Source organism: Rubricella aquisinus, from assembly GCF_014199445.1.
Lineage (GTDB): Bacteria > Pseudomonadota > Alphaproteobacteria > Rhodobacterales > Rhodobacteraceae > Rubricella > Rubricella aquisinus.
Genome location: NZ_JACIJS010000005.1, coordinates 34,678 through 48,920 on the forward strand (window position 1 = coordinate 34,678; position 14,243 = coordinate 48,920).

General features: G+C 54.0%; 11 protein-coding genes and 2 pseudogenes. 2 read left to right on the forward strand and 11 right to left on the reverse strand.

Features of this window, described 5'->3' with window-relative positions:
- The first annotated feature begins 29 nt into the window (after positions 1 to 29).
- Positions 30 to 398: a hypothetical protein gene (locus FHS89_RS08700; protein ID WP_184010706.1), complete on the forward strand. Its 369-nt coding sequence runs from the start codon at positions 30 to 32 to the stop codon at positions 396 to 398.
- A 149-nt stretch (positions 399 to 547) separates the two neighbouring features.
- Positions 548 to 1,891 carry a phosphohexomutase domain-containing protein gene (locus FHS89_RS08705; protein ID WP_343051380.1) on the forward strand — a complete coding sequence of 448 codons (1,344 nt, stop codon included), beginning with the start codon at positions 548 to 550 and terminating at the stop codon, positions 1,889 to 1,891.
- Positions 1,892 to 2,303: 412 nt separating this feature from the next.
- On the opposite strand, the gene FHS89_RS08710 is transcribed toward FHS89_RS08705, so the two are convergent.
- The 11 genes and pseudogenes from FHS89_RS08710 to FHS89_RS08760 all read right to left on the reverse strand — a co-directional run bounded on the left by FHS89_RS08710 (position 2,304) and on the right by FHS89_RS08760 (position 14,236).
- Positions 2,304 to 3,164 carry a hypothetical protein gene (locus FHS89_RS08710; RefSeq protein WP_184010711.1) on the reverse strand — a complete coding sequence of 287 codons (861 nt, stop codon included), beginning with the start codon at positions 3,162 to 3,164 and terminating at the stop codon, positions 2,304 to 2,306.
- Positions 3,100 to 4,299 (reverse strand): DNA (cytosine-5-)-methyltransferase, encoded by a 1,200-nt coding sequence (locus tag FHS89_RS08715; protein WP_184010713.1) that lies wholly within the window; start codon positions 4,297 to 4,299, stop codon positions 3,100 to 3,102. The genes FHS89_RS08710 and FHS89_RS08715 overlap by 65 nt, the downstream gene beginning before the upstream one ends.
- Positions 4,300 to 4,434: 135 nt before the next feature.
- A complete protein-coding gene (locus tag FHS89_RS08720; RefSeq protein ID WP_184010714.1) occupies positions 4,435 to 5,487 on the reverse strand; it encodes a hypothetical protein in 1,053 nt (350 codons plus the stop codon).
- An 18-nt stretch (positions 5,488 to 5,505) separates the two neighbouring features.
- On the reverse strand, positions 5,506 to 6,642 hold the full coding sequence (locus tag FHS89_RS08725; RefSeq protein WP_184010716.1) for a hypothetical protein: 1,137 nt from the start codon (positions 6,640 to 6,642) through the stop codon (positions 5,506 to 5,508).
- Between the two features lie 821 nt (positions 6,643 to 7,463).
- Positions 7,464 to 8,726, reverse strand: coding sequence for a DNA cytosine methyltransferase (locus FHS89_RS08730; RefSeq protein WP_184010718.1), 1,263 nt, complete (start codon positions 8,724 to 8,726; stop codon positions 7,464 to 7,466).
- 27 nt (positions 8,727 to 8,753) lie between these two features.
- A complete protein-coding gene (locus FHS89_RS08735) occupies positions 8,754 to 9,551 on the reverse strand; it encodes a DUF6339 family protein (RefSeq protein WP_184010720.1) in 798 nt (265 codons plus the stop codon).
- Entirely contained in the window at positions 9,551 to 10,462 is a 912-nt protein-coding gene (locus FHS89_RS08740) for a hypothetical protein (protein ID WP_184010722.1), read from the reverse strand. The genes FHS89_RS08735 and FHS89_RS08740 overlap by 1 nt, the downstream gene beginning before the upstream one ends.
- Complete coding sequence (locus FHS89_RS08745; protein ID WP_184010723.1) at positions 10,459 to 12,246, reverse strand: hypothetical protein; 1,788 nt, start codon at positions 12,244 to 12,246, stop codon at positions 10,459 to 10,461. Before FHS89_RS08745 ends, FHS89_RS08740 begins: the two co-directional genes overlap by 4 nt.
- Positions 12,247 to 12,350: 104 nt before the next feature.
- Positions 12,351 to 12,524 (reverse strand): annotated as a pseudogene (locus FHS89_RS16475) (integrase core domain-containing protein); the annotation flags it as partial.
- 94 nt (positions 12,525 to 12,618) lie between these two features.
- A pseudogene (locus FHS89_RS08755) lies at positions 12,619 to 13,025 on the reverse strand (transposase); the annotation flags it as partial.
- 38 nt (positions 13,026 to 13,063) lie between these two features.
- Positions 13,064 to 14,236: an MvaI/BcnI family restriction endonuclease gene (locus FHS89_RS08760; protein WP_184010727.1), complete on the reverse strand. Its 1,173-nt coding sequence runs from the start codon at positions 14,234 to 14,236 to the stop codon at positions 13,064 to 13,066.
- Positions 14,237 to 14,243 lie beyond the last annotated feature (7 nt).

A 14,243-nucleotide genomic window follows, 5' to 3' on the forward strand; every position in this document is an offset into this window, starting at 1 on the left:
AAACGCATATGATCGTGAGGGGGAAAAACATGATCAACGTACTGAAAACCGCAGCCGCCGCAGTCATCCTGTCTGTTGTCGCAACCGCAGCTTCTGCAACCATCACCAAGACATATCATGTGGGCACGGGCGCCTCTGACGGTGTGCTGATGGCCGTCGCGCCGGGTGACGCGACCGTGTCGGTGTCCTTCACTGACCGCACCTTCGGGGCCAAAAGCATCGTGTTGACCCGCACCTCTGCTCACGCAGGCAGCGGCAGCTTCATGTTCAACGGCAACCAGTATGGCGTCTATGTGACCGCCGCCGCATCGGGCGAGACCGAATTGTTCATCGTGCCGACCTATTTGCCGACCGCCGCGAACAGCACGCACCACATTTTCGGGGAGCAGGCCGAGTAATACCTCGTCAGGCCCAGCGGGCCAAACCTATCCAAAGCTGAAGACCCGACCGCATGGAGCCATGCGCTCGGGTTTTTCTATGGGCAAGTGCCAAGTGCTGTGCGACGCTGTTCGGGAAAGCGAAGTGATCCCCGACCATGCTCTCTTGTGTGAAGACCTATGATATCCGTGGCAAGCTCGACCGCGATCTGACGCCGGCATTGGCATATCGGTTTGGCCGCGCCTTTGCGCAGGTGCTGGGTAACGGGCCATTTGTGATCGGTCATGACTGCCGTTTGAGCAGCCCCGCGCTGCATAATGCCTTCATCAACGGTGTGCGCCACTCGGGGGGCGATGTTTTCGATCTGGGCCAGTCGGGCACGGAGGAGGTGTATTTCGCTGTCAGCCATCTGCGTGCGGCGGGCGGGGTGGAGGTGACCGCCTCCCACAATCCGATTGACTATAATGGCTTCAAGTTTGTTGGCGCAGAAAGCCGCCCTCTGCCGCAGGAGGTGTTCTGTGCCATCTGCGACCTTGCCGAAACCGCGCAGTTCAGCGCTGGGGCCGCACAGGGCGCCTATCGTCAAGTCGACACCCGCGCGGATTACGCAGCCCATATCGCGCAAATCGCGCCCGTGGGCACGCGGCCATTGCGCCTGTTGGTGAATGCCGGGAATGGTGTCGCTGGTGCGGCTTTTGACGCTATTGTTGCCCGGCTTGCGCCGCCGTGGACCATCCACCGCATCAATCACGTCGCCGATGGGCGGTTTCCGCGCGGCATCCCCAACCCCCTATTGCCGGAGAACCGGGCGGAGACGGCACAGGCGGTTCTGGACCATGGCGCAGATATCGGCATCGCATGGGATGGGGATTTTGATCGCTGCTTCTTTTTCGACGAAGCCGGGACATTCGTGGATGGAGAGTTCATCGTGGGCCTGTTGGCTCAAGCCATGCTAGGCGACGCACCCGGCGCCTCAATCGTGATGGACCGGCGCGTAATGTTGAACATTACCGATGCGATCACCGCGTCAGGCGGGCAGCCCGTTCTGGCCCGCGCGGGCCATATCTTCATCAAACAGGCCATGCGAGACACCGACGCGCTCTATGGCGGGGAGATGTCAGGGCATCACTATTTCCGTGATTTCATGTTCTGCGACAGTGGGATGATCCCGTGGCTCAAGGTCGCGGGCCTGCTGTCAAGCACAGGACAGCCCCTCTCACAGCTGGTCGCAGGTCGAAAGACCCGATTTTGTGCTTCGGGGGAGATGAATTTTACGGTCGATGATGTGGCCAAGGTTATCGCCCGCGTCGCGGCGCATTTTTCCCCCATCGCCAGCCATTCCGATCACGCTGACGGGCTGAGCATGAGCTTTGTTGACTGGCGGTTCAATTTGCGCGCGTCCAGCACAGAGCCGCTGTTGCGGCTCAACGTTGAGACGACAGCGGGGCAAGCGGCCTGTGAGGCTCACACAGCCCAGTTACGGACGATCATTGAAAAGAATGGTGGGCGGTGAGGGGCTCGAACCCCCGACCCATTCGGTGTAAACAAATTCACCGCCTGCCAACTTATTGAAATTACATCATCCGAGCGCTTTTTATTCCGGCCAAAACTGGCCTTTTTTCAACTTTTCCTTTGAAAGCAGGTTCATTGAACCACTGAGCAGTTCGTAAAACGAAGTGAGAAGCACGCTATGCTGCGGGGGCTGAATGGTTCTTGAACAACGGGAAATCCAAGCTTGTGACCAGAGCAATTGGATTTCTGGACGCTCACCCCGTTGTGGCGGGAAGGAGCCGTTCGCTGCGAGAGCACTATCACGAGCAGTCACGAGCTGAAGCGGACGTTTGCTTCAGGTTCAATGTAGCGCTGATCTAAAGAAATCACGGCAAGATCAATGTTGGACTGCAGTTTTCGACGAAGCAGCCTGATTAATCCCTCTTGATTGATGTAAACCCAGATTCTCGCATCAACGCCCCGTTGCGTTCGATGCGGGTCTTACGTTGCAGGTCAGCTCCATCATACCGTGCCTCAAAGAAGACGCTGTGAACTTCCTCATCTCGCCCACCAAAGCACCGATGCATCGCATCAAGTATCCCGACATTGCCAATTCGCTGCGGGTGTGGCGCTGCGTTGTTCCGTGGCGCTGGGACGGATGAGGGGAACATGTAGACGCATGGCGGCGGCAAACGATACGGCCCAAGCTCAATCAGCCGATCCGGAGCCGCGACAAGCTTCGGACATGGCCGCCCCACAGTCCCACAGACATAATCCCAAACTACAAGCCCGTCTATGCGCTGATCGCGGTCAATCATTTCAGCACTCAGCCGCGTGTGTATTCCCGACCAGACGTTCTTGGCAGGATCCGCAGATGGATTTGTGCAGACTGACCAGATGATAAATTCATCAGCGTGCGGCGGCCGGGTGAAAATGTTCGTGTTGTTTCCGTCTAGACAGCCCTTCAATTCGATCGCGGCCGTCCTCCCATCATTCAGCGTCACAGAGTAGTCGTGACGGTTTGCGGCACCTGCTGACAGCCAATCTTGAATGAAGCCTTCGTCGACCATGTGATTGAGAACATGTGATACATATTCACGCTTCGGCGTCATTGATGCGACGAATTCGCCGCGGATCTGTTCTATGGCACCGCGAAACAAACCTGAGTTGTAAAATTCCTGATCGTCAAGACCGTGATCACCCAAGGTGTGCGCTTCAGTCTTGAGTACTTCAGCGAGAGCGGCTACCCGCGCTTTCAGTGCTGTATTTTCCCCGCAAGGTGTCGCGCCTGCCATCCCCCAAATCCACTTCCGTTTTCAATCTGACGATCGGCTCGAAGATATTCTCTGCGATGTGCCGCACCACAGGCACCGCGACCCCGTCTCCAGTTAAATGATATGCTTGGTTGTATTTCTCGGGCAGCTTGTAGGTGTCAGGCAGCCCCATCAGGCGCGCTGTCTCACGTGTTGAGATCAAGCGCGACCGGATTTTGCTTCCATAAACAGTCATGATCAGCTGACGCGAAGAGCCACCGGCAGGTGTGCGCAGACATCCAGCGATGTCATCGAAGCGGATCTCGGCACGCTGCACTTTTATTCCGTGCTCCCAACGCGTGCGCTTATAGATAGCGCCCACCATTTTCTTTTTCGCAGCTTTGGCGGTCTCAACCTTCGCAAGATTTACTTCACTCATCATGGACAAAAGTGCTGTCGTCTCGGATGCGGTGTGCCAGTCAACGCTCTTCGGCTTGTCTTCGATTAGATCGCAGAAGTCAGTCTCGCGCTCATTTGGCTCAGGCATAGACCACCAGATCCACCGACACTGTTGAGCATCAGAAAGGTTGGTCATTGCGCGGCGCAGAGCGGCCGTGTGCCAGGGCCGCTCAGGCCCATCACCAGTGATACCATCAGGCAAAGTGATGTCAGACTTCACTGCAATCACGAATAACCGTGGACGGCTCTGTGGAACGAAGAGAGATGCGTCGGCCACTAACGCGCCATATCGGTAGCCAAGGTCATCCAACGCATCGCAGATTGCTCGGAAGTCTTTTCCCTTGTGGGATGTCAGTGTGCCAACGACGTTCTCCAGCGCGATAATGGATGGTGCGCGGTCGCGGTCTTGCAGCTCTTTCATAATCGAGATGAACGGATAGAAGGTTCCGCTTCGATTACCTTTTAGGCCAGCGCCACCGCCTGCCAGAGAGAGATCTTGGCAAGGAAAGGAACCCCAAGCGAGATCGGGCGTGCCGTCCATATCATCTGGGCTCAGGTTGCGGATGTCATCGACAACCATCTCACCATCACCCCAGTTGTCGCAGTATGCTTCAGCCTTGTTGGCATCGAAGTCATTTGCAAAACGGCAAGACCAGCCCGGACCTAAACCAGCCCGTACCATGCCACCACCCGCAAAAAATTCGAAAAAAGTTCTCACGACTACTCCATTATTTAGTTGAGTTAGAACACACACCCTGGATCGCTGCAAGTGTGCAGCATGCCAGATACAGCAGAATGTTCCTAATATGTTCTCATCGCATATCGCACCCAAATTTGACCCAGCATCGGGAAATCATTGCGCACGGGGTAACATGTAGTTATTTCCATGCCTCTCGTATAATTGAGATACGAGCTTAATCATCAGACAGATTCTGTTGTTCCATTGTTCGTTAGAATAACACTGTTCTGGCATAGCTGAACGAAAGTGAACCAACGAATTTCTTTGTTTGTAAATCGCCTTAGCCACGGCTTGAGACTTGTTTTCAGCATCTGGGCAAAGCTCGTTGGCCAGCATTTCAAGAAGTGAAGCATCGCAGCTCTCGATGAGCTCCCGCAGCGCATCTTCTTCTTTTGGGCGCCACCCCAGCTGACTCTCCAACAGTTCAGCAAGCTCATAGAATGATTTTGGTGAAGCCCAAATATCGGTTAATTTGACTAATTTTGGCACTGAGTACAATTGTTCAATAGCTCTGTACAATTCCAAAAACAGGCCACTCCAAGTTATGGCCAGATGACCCTGCACAATATTTCTAAATGGGACGTGATTTGACCCCGCTTCATAGAGCTCTTTTAATCCGTTTAGTGCTTCGCCACTCAATTCAATCGGACCTTGTCCGTAGAATTTGGAAAGAAGTACGCCCACGGATCTCCAAATTGATCCAGATGAATCTGCATCTTCGTTCAGCTTAAAGACAGAAACACTTGGGAAGAGTTTGGCTATATCTTCAAGCTCGTGACCTTCGTAGCCGTCTTCGCCTGCAAAGCTGCTTTCAATGGTATCAAAAATTTCAATCGGACTTGCTCTTGGTGCTAGTTTCAATTGAGAAACAGCTAACGCCAAAAAACTAGGCGTGAGTTCAAGTGCTTCAAACCCTTCAGGCAAATCATCGTCTGCATCCAGTCCTGAGACGGTTAGGAACCTTTTCCCTTCATGCTGTAATAATAAAGCCCTTAGATGACGTGTTACAATACAAACGTCTCTAACGTCCGCTTGAGACATTAGGATAGCGTCTTCTTCTGATAGCTTTCTTATCCAACGTGGTGCGTCATTATTAGAAAGCGCTCGATCCGACGAGGCTTCCACGGAAGCCACTAGCGTCGCAAATAGCTCAGTAGACATTTGCATTCTATTCCGATTTGCCATTTACCCGCGCCAGCATGTCTCCAACGTGGGTATGTCAAAGCTTTCTTCGATCAAAATTTTGAATGCATTCTCAAAAAAGGCGCGTTCATATCGTCCAACCGCGGAGCGCTTTGTTCCGTAAAGTTGTTGTTGAAGAACACCCAACCTGAGGAAATCGTTCATGCCCTCAGCATCCATTCTGCCCAGTTTGTCTGTTAGCTGCGTCAACCCATCTTCGATGGCTTTAATACGCTGCTCCATAGCATGCTGATCCTTGTCTTTCTCCATTCCAATTCGTCCCATAACTGCAATGGCGACGGCGACGACGAACCCAATGCGAGCGGGCTTACTGTCAAAGACATTTCTTCCAACCAATTTTTTTCCATCTGTTTCGTCATCCCCGTTGGGCTGAATCAACTGATCATCAAGACGAGAAATAGCTCCATCAAGATCGACCATCATTTGAACTGTCGGGTAGAAAAATTCTCTGTAGAGATGAGAAGAAAGCGCCTCGGCCATATCCAGGCGCGAGAATTCATCTGCTAATGTTTCCTTGGTATCAACATCAGTCTTGCGTAATCCAAATGCAATAAACAACTCTGCGAGATCATCAGGCCTGTACTGACCTGCTTTGGTGCGCCTCTCAGGATTAGAGCCTTGAATTTCCAAGACGCGATCAAAAGTGATTTTTTCCTTCATCTCGGCAACCAACGGCGCGTACACGACCTGAAGCTGCCTGCTGAGATTCCAAGGAACTTGGCCTGTGTTTAGCACCAACATTCTATAGATTAAGCTCTCAGTCTCCTCTGCGATCCAAAACTCCACCCGCAAGAGGCGGTGTTTGATCACTTGTTCAGACTCAGCGAATGCTTCTAAAAGAGCCGTAGTACGTTGCATTCCATCAATGATTGAAAGTTTGCCTTTATCCTCATCTGAAATCGCGGTCATCAACGCACCTGCGGTATCAAGGCTAGCTAGGTCATCAACCACCTTACCAATGACCACAGGTGGAAGGACTGCACCGGCGAGAAGATCCTCCACCATTCGCTTCCGAATTCGCTTGGCACTGGTTGTTTTCAGCGGCTCACGCTGTCCAGCAATACCACCGCGTTCTTTGTAAGCTTCGTTGACCAATTCGATATAGTCTTGCACCGTCATTGATGTCATTAACGACGCGCAATTGACCCTACTATCAAGCAGCAACTCAGCGTTCTGGAAGTTTATCATTTTGAAGTGCCTGTAGGTTTTTACTCGAAAACAGTCGTGGTGTCCTGTGTACCAGATTGTGCCAAGTGCTTTCTATCGATGTTAGGCAGATGTTACATCCTTTGTTTAGGATATCCAGACTAATGAACAAAGTGTCGAGATAGTCTGACAATTTCTGACTGGCACCGCAGGAGCTAGAGCGGAGGATGCGAGGGGAGGCCAGATTACCAACTATTCCTCGCGAAATGCGAGCTTTCTGCAACTGAGTTTTTGCTCCTGCAGCGAACGTCCGGTTTGACGGGCCGCACTGCAGTACGCCGTTTTACGGGTGATTGGCCGGTTTGGGCCGTTCGGTGTATTTGAGAGAAATTTTGGCGGAGAGCGGAAGTTCGCTGCATGTGTGAAACTATATGGCTCCGTCGAAGAAGCGGAAGTTCGGCAGGATGTAGCACTTGCAACTCCAGTGGACGGCAGCTTCTCTAATTGGGCGTTTGGGTCATGGCCCACACAAGCTACACAAAACTCAGGACACTCCTTCAAGGACCGCGGCAATGCGCTTCGCATAGCCTTGTGCGGGTTCATTGGCGGTGCAGCATATCAACTCATATCGCGGCGTCATAATGCCCGAAGGGGATAACAAACCTTGAACTCTTTTCAGATCGTTAAGGTGGCGTTCGTCCGAAACCTCTAGACCGTTGCACTTACTCACCCATCTCCCTTTGAATTGCGTCCTTGCGGAGCTCTAGGGCACCAGATCTTACGCAGATCATTGGTTATCTAGCTCCCCAGGGAACCTTGGGAGCAGCGCCCGTCAAGACCGAGAGTGCCGCGCATACGGCTATCATGCCAAGGTAGGGAGGCACCGCGTCACCGATCCATTTCGCCAATGCCTTTCGAGGCGTCTGGCTATCTCCACCCATGAAGCCGTAACCGTCTGGGAAGGATTGAATTCGAGCAGCCTCATGCGGCGTAACCAGGCGACGCTGGGTCGGATGGATAAATCTGCCTTGACCAGGTGTGCCGATGCCGGTCGTGATCGTTGGCGCGGGCCTATCAGGGTGCATTCGACCATAGACCGACGTGTAGGTCGTTCCATCTTTGTGGCAGTCGGGACGTTCGCTGTTCGGGAGGTCGTAGATTCCCTCGTCAAAGAGGAAGTCTATCCGCCGAAGGTTCTCAGGTCCCGGTACAGGCGACGTGTCGAAAACGGAATTACCCTTGCTGCCCTCGAGGTCGGCGATCGCCCAAAGGACGTCGCGTGGCTCCCGCTTCCCGAAACATGCTCCAGAAGCCTCAGTCGCCAAGTGGGTCAGCGTTTCCTGCAAGATTTCTTGCTGCGAATCTTTGACCGCGATCATGAAATACCGCGCGCGGGTCTGCCACCCGCCGAGATCGTCCATCCTAAGGACATGGTCGGCCACAGCATAGCCCTCGGACGCCAGAAGGCGGCGTCCGAGTTCGACGACGTCGCTATGGGAGCGAACCACGCCTGGCACATTCTCAATTACCACAGCCTTCGCCCCTAGGGCGACTGCGATCGCAGCAGTCGCGACAAATAAATCGTTCCGAGGATCATTTCGACGGGTGTGATTGTTCAGGTTTGAATGCCCTTGGCATGGCGGCCCCGCGATAAGCAGATCCGTTTTGCCGACCTCCTTCGCGAGGTCATGTTGAATGATTTCGGGGGGATAGTCGAACTCTGCGGTATCGCCCATTTGATCAACCGAATAGTCCACAATCGTCGCCAAAGAGTCGGCGATCTTGTTTCTTACCGGTAAGGACCGACCGTAGACCTCCATCGCGGAAACATCCGCATCGGCGATTGCACGGAAAACCGCGCGGCGATCAAAGCAACCGGCTGCAAGAGCTGCACCCAATCCGAACCCTCCGGAACCGCAGAACAAATCGACAACAGACAATGGCTCCTTGGTGGGATCATCCCAAAGATGATCTCCCTTCAAGAATCCCCGCCACCATTCCGAATGCGCCGTGTCGGCTTCGGAATGGCGGCAATCCGCTGCCACGTCTATATTCATAGTACCACTTTCATGACGACAGGCCGGTCAGCCTTTGACCCAAGCCCGAGCACTGGACGTTCTCGCCCAGACGCGCTCAATGAACGCTTTGCTCTGATCTCTGTCAAATAACTCAACGGACACGTTGGCACAAGCCTTGGACAAGTCCTTCGCCAGTTGGCGTATCTCTTCTACACCGAGCGCAGGTTTATCACGGTCCGGCCCCGGAAACTGAAAATCGACAAAGGCTTGCAGAAACGGGCGATGCTGAGCATAGAGTACGCGCAGAAGGTGGCTTCGCCAAAATTCGGTCCCGCCACCGGTGTATTCATAAGGATCGTATCCCGAGTCGTCGACAAGTCTGCTCATTTCAGCCCGAATCCAAAGACGAAAGAACAGAACCTCTTTGGCATCCGGGCTCACGAAATTCGCCCGGGCCGGCAGAAATGAAGGCTTTTCCGTCTTCCCTGATGCCTCCCAGTCTTCGCGCGTGGGAATTTTCTCTTTGTAAGGATAGCGCATTTCGATCAATTCCCGTCCGGGAACCGACGCCATCCAATACCAGAACTCTGGATCTCTGAGAGCTTCGTGGTCGGGCAGAGCTCGATGAATGATCTCAGCACCGCGGACCTCGAATAACTTGTCGCCTTCCTCTTCGAGGATCTTTCGCAGCTGTTCGATAATGGTGGCGACTTCCGTCGCCCAGTCGAATTCAGCACCGGTTGTGTTTTCTATAACCTGCGGGCACTCGGTCGGCGGCACCCTCGCCCAGGCTTTTTCGCACTCATCCCGCCAACCAAGATACCAGGACTTCAGTGACTCCTCGCTTACGAGCGGATAGGGCATTAGATTTTCTCCAGTTCTTTGGCCATTCCGCGACTGTCATGAACGAAGGCCCGCAAACGCACTGGATCGTCCAAGAACGATTTAAGCTCTTTCAAATTCAGGGCCTCGCCAGGCCTTAGTTGCTCACAAATATTCTCGAGCGGACTTCCGGGAGCGACAAAAGTCGACTCTTTGAGACCATTGTCAGGAGATGCGAGAACGGCACAAACGATTTCCGAGTACAACAACGCATTGACCGCGGAATGCGTCTTTCCGGATTTGTAACGATCATGAAGTCGCTCGCTAACGTAAGCCGTTGCACAAGTTGTTCCGGCTTCATAGACCTCGTTCAGATCGTCCACATCTACCCAAATTAGGGTTTCATCCGGTAAGGCGCGCTGCTCTCTCATTTCTTTGGTTAACACTTCGATACGGAAGGCCGACTGCCTACGATCCAGGCCGATCGTATAGATCTCCTTTGCCACCCAGCTTCCCAAATGGTTTGGCCATCCCGGGCCGAGATCGACTTCCTTCGAAAGGCAGATTGAAGCGCCAAGTTCGAAAAGACCCGTCAATTTGGCATCCTTGAGCATGTGTTGAGGAACCTCGATACATTCCCGCGCCTCTTCGCCAAGCGAAAACCTTTTCACCAGCTCACGGCGCAGCATCTGCGGGGTCCGAAGAGTGACGACCAGGTCGAAGGCCGATCGTCGCTCTCCGAATACGGCATTGATCCGCTCTTCCGACAGCTTCGGGTACAACCGCGGAGCCATATCCTTCATTTGGCTGTCATCGACGATCAGTCGGTTTCCCTGTACTGGTGCATCCCCGAACTTCAGGAACAGCTCCATTTCGTCGAGTAAACCTTCTGCCGCTTGCGCCCCGAAATAGGGGCGGAGCGTCTTCGGTTGTGATCTGACCCAAGCGTTCATTCCTTACCCTCCGCACCGAGCGGCTTGACGCGTGGCACGAAATCCACGGTCCAATCGGGTTCGTAAACCGCGCTTTCCACCTCCACATTGACCTTCTCGCCAGGCGATAACGTCAGATGCCATTCCGCTACATCGACCATCTCGACGTCGGCACCATAGAACGACGCGGTCAATGCAATCGGATCAAGGTGACGATGGCCTTCGTCGATCGAACTCAGCCGCATCGTCACGATCACCGGCAAATCACCCTCGTGATCTTCCTTTAGTTGGATCGTGACTTGGCCTTTCACCTTCAGGCCATCCGCAGCTTGTTCGATCAGGACATCGGGCCTCAGCGAAACCGGGGTCTCACCCTTTCCCCCACCGATCGGCTCCCGTTTGCCGGTCGGGCCAAACAGCTTCGCAAGCTCACGCTCCAGTTGGAGAAAACGATTGCCATCGGATTTCTCCGGCGGACGCGCAAATTTTTGGAAAGTGCGCAACTCTCGCCAAATGCGCGCATGGACTGACTGGACGATCTCCCTTTCCTTACTCGAAGGATCCAATCTGTCGGCATTCGCATCCCACTGGTCATGTTCCGGTGGCTCTGATCGACGCAGAATATCGTCGATATCGTCGTCTGCCAGAAACACACCGACAACAGGCGGATGACTTGGGAAACCACGCCGGTAGTATTGAACGACCATACCGGGCGAACGCACCAAAGCGATTGTGTCGCGGCGATCGACCTGATCGGACATTTCATCCACTTCTTGCTCATCCGCCAATGCAAAAAGCCCGAGTTGACCGATTTTCTTTCCGTCCAATTTGTTGAAGTCAGCCTTGCGCCGGGACTTTCCGCTCTGCTCGGGCGAACGCCCCAAAGCGACATCGAGTGCATCGATGAATGGCCTCAACTCAGGATCTTGGAGAGGTCGCAAGTGCAGCCGCTGTCCGTCTTCATCGGTAATAGTTACGCGGAAGTTTTCGCGGCGAATCTTCGGCCACCAGGATCGCTCGACGCCTCGTTTGATGTCCTCCATCTTGAGCGGACAATCCACGATGGCGATCGTCGTGCCGATGTCGCCTTCTTCACGCGACATGTTGAGTTCCGCCGCCAACTCGTCAGCTTCTTCTCCAACGAAGGGATCGTGTCGAATCGGAATGCTATGTTCCTCGATCCGCCTTCCGAAAAACGCGCGTCCGCTCGTGGCCTGTCCATCGAATTCGTGCTCTCGGTGATAAGCGCACCCCATCAAAACTGAGAGCGGGTGCCCACTGGCATCATGTGTCCGCGAGTAAGCAAAGATCACAGCAACCCGGGATGAAGCGCTGTAGACCGCTTTCCCGAAACCATAAGAACCACCAGAATTCTTTTCTTCGACAACTTTTTGACTGCCCCCGATTTCCATTAGCAGCTTGCGCATTTTCGAGCTGGGAGACGTCGGGTCCCCTGCCAAGCCGGTTGTGCCGGAATCAACGACATGCAGGACACGAAGCGTCTCCGGTTTCGTCTCGAAAGCGTTCCCTGTGTGTAAGCCGAGCACACCGACCCTTGCGGCAATCGCATCCAAGCCAGCGCCATGCCAGAAACGATCCAGATCGGCGTCTGAATAGGCGTGCATCCGCAACGAAACTCGCGGCGTTTCACCTTCTCGCGCCGCATCGACGCTGTTTTGCAGCGCCTCGCGCGCCAAGCGTTCGGCGGCGTCCAATCCACTGCCGTTGAAAATCGACTTGAAGACTTCTCCGCCAGCGCCGCCGTCAGGATCAACACGTTTGTAAAACCAATTTCTTTCTACCACTCTCGGCTACCCTTCAAATTCATGTGCAATCCTGAACTCCTCCAGCACTCAATGCTTGAAACTGCGACCCTGATCAGCCCCACCTGAGTGGTCTATTGGGATTGTTAGTACATGACTGGCCTTGGGTCCATCTGGATGATGGTTTCAGGGGCCGGTGGGAAGTAGCATAGAGCACTGTAGGGGGGTTTTGTGTTGCGGTGATTCTTCCATTCTTTGATCAGGATTTGAGCCTCTCGCAGGCTGTAGAAGCTTTCGCCGCTTGAGAGCTCGTCCCTGAAGCTTTGGTGCAGTAGAACTTGGCGGCCAAACTCTCGCGAAGTTGGCAGCGCATGTCGAAAGTTCCTAAGGCTTGTCAGACGCAAAAAATTTTAGGAAGCGGTCGTATGACCGATCAACACCAAGAACGGAACACGCCCGCCGTTGGATCACCTGATGCATTTGGCAGAGGTGCGCCACGGCTTCCCGCCTAGCCGCGGGCGTTACCACTTTCGCGACACGACATCCTGCAACATGGCGTTGTCTAGAATCTGTTCAGCCAAGAGCTTCTTCAGCTTTGCGTTCTCGTCTTCGAGAGCCTTCAGCCGTCGGGCATCCGACACTTCTAGACCGCCAAACTTCGCTGTCCATCTGTAGATGGTCGCCGAGCTGATCCCGTGCCCCTGGCAGACATCCGCCGTCACCAAGCCGCTCTCCTGCTGCTTCAGAATCGCAATGATCTGCTCTTCGCTGAACCCTGATCTCTTCCTTCCGTCCGTCTCCTTCGTTGGGACGGACTCTATCTCAAATTGGAGGAGGAAACGGGTCTCAGGTCACAACCTCAAACCAGTGCATAAGTCTTACTTGGTGGAAACAATAGATCAAGTGAACCCGCCTCGATCTTAAACGAGGGTCCACGTTCGTGCGCACGTCCTGAATCGAGCCGCTTCATCATATGGTCCATGGTGATTTCACCCTGTTCGATGAGGATATCGAACTGAGAGCCTATCGGTTTACGCGTGTGTATCACATCCGTGAACTCGAAATGCTCACGACCTCCGATCCGATGGACATTAGCGCCGACCCAGAATGTTTCAGAGTGCTTCTTCTCCAGATCGGCCCGCAATTCAGACAGATACCATGCAGCGAAAGCTCCATGATCTGTTGTAGCCGAGACCTCGTTTAGTATGCCGCTCTTCTCATCAAGCTTGAACGTGAGCCCTTGTGAATTCACTTTGGCCGCGCTGACCGTGCAATTCAGACGGTCTCGACCATCTCGAAAATACCCGAAGGCATTGAGCACGTCCGTCATGCTGTTGAACTTGCTGATTTCCCAGTTGGGAACCTTCGTGAAAAGCTGTTTCCGGTTCTCCTGCGACTTGGGTTTTCGCCGGTACGACTTGAGCTCAATGCCCTTGTAATCGGGCTCCCGCCGCGCGTTCATGGCAATGCCAAGCGCGGCCTCAAGGGTGCGACCGATCGCGGTATCCGCTCGCTCGTCCATGATGGAAGGGACGTAACCGCCCGCTGCGATGATACGGAGCTTGCCCAAGAGTTCGTCCGCGATGCTGGTCGCTTCTGCGCTGATATTCCGAAGGACATCCCACAACGGGCCGCTTTGCTGGACATCCAGCGCGTGGGACACGTCAACCTGCGTGAGGTTGATAACCACGAGCTGGCCAGCATGCTCCGTGACGGCCAGCATGTCGTCCGGGTTGGCATGGTGATGCAGCTTGGAAAACCAAATCCTCGGGTCACCGTCCTTCGTGGGCTTGGCCTTCGGCTTGTATAGCGATGCTGGCGCTTTGATTTGCTGCTGTTCGCTGACAAGAAACGCCTCGATTTTCACCCCGTTCTCGCGTGCGCCACGACCTTGGAGCTCGAAGTCGTGCAGCCCGTTCTCCTTAAGATAGTTGCGAACGGGTGCCGTGGCGTCCATGTAGCCTTTATCCAAAGCGGTCCATGTCGGCTGCAAAAGAGTGATATCAACGGACTCGGCGGTAAGACGCTTCATCCGGCGC

What these genes read in the sequence shown, in the direction of transcription:
- FHS89_RS08700 (WP_184010706.1), top strand. Translation starts at nt 30, where the DNA reads ATGATCAACGTACTGAAAACCGCAGCCGCCGCAGTCATCCTGTCTGTT.
- FHS89_RS08710 (WP_184010711.1), bottom strand. Translation starts at nt 3,164, where the DNA reads ATGGCAGGCGCGACACCTTGCGGGGAAAATACAGCACTGAAAGCGCGG.
- FHS89_RS08720 (WP_184010714.1), bottom strand. Translation starts at nt 5,487, where the DNA reads ATGCAAATGTCTACTGAGCTATTTGCGACGCTAGTGGCTTCCGTGGAA.
- FHS89_RS08725 (WP_184010716.1), bottom strand. Translation starts at nt 6,642, where the DNA reads ATGACGGTGCAAGACTATATCGAATTGGTCAACGAAGCTTACAAAGAA.
- FHS89_RS08730 (WP_184010718.1), bottom strand. Translation starts at nt 8,726, where the DNA reads ATGAATATAGACGTGGCAGCGGATTGCCGCCATTCCGAAGCCGACACG.
- FHS89_RS08735 (WP_184010720.1), bottom strand. Translation starts at nt 9,551, where the DNA reads ATGCCCTATCCGCTCGTAAGCGAGGAGTCACTGAAGTCCTGGTATCTT.
- FHS89_RS08740 (WP_184010722.1), bottom strand. Translation starts at nt 10,462, where the DNA reads ATGAACGCTTGGGTCAGATCACAACCGAAGACGCTCCGCCCCTATTTC.
- FHS89_RS08760 (WP_184010727.1), bottom strand. Translation starts at nt 14,236, where the DNA reads ATGAAGCGTCTTACCGCCGAGTCCGTTGATATCACTCTTTTGCAGCCG.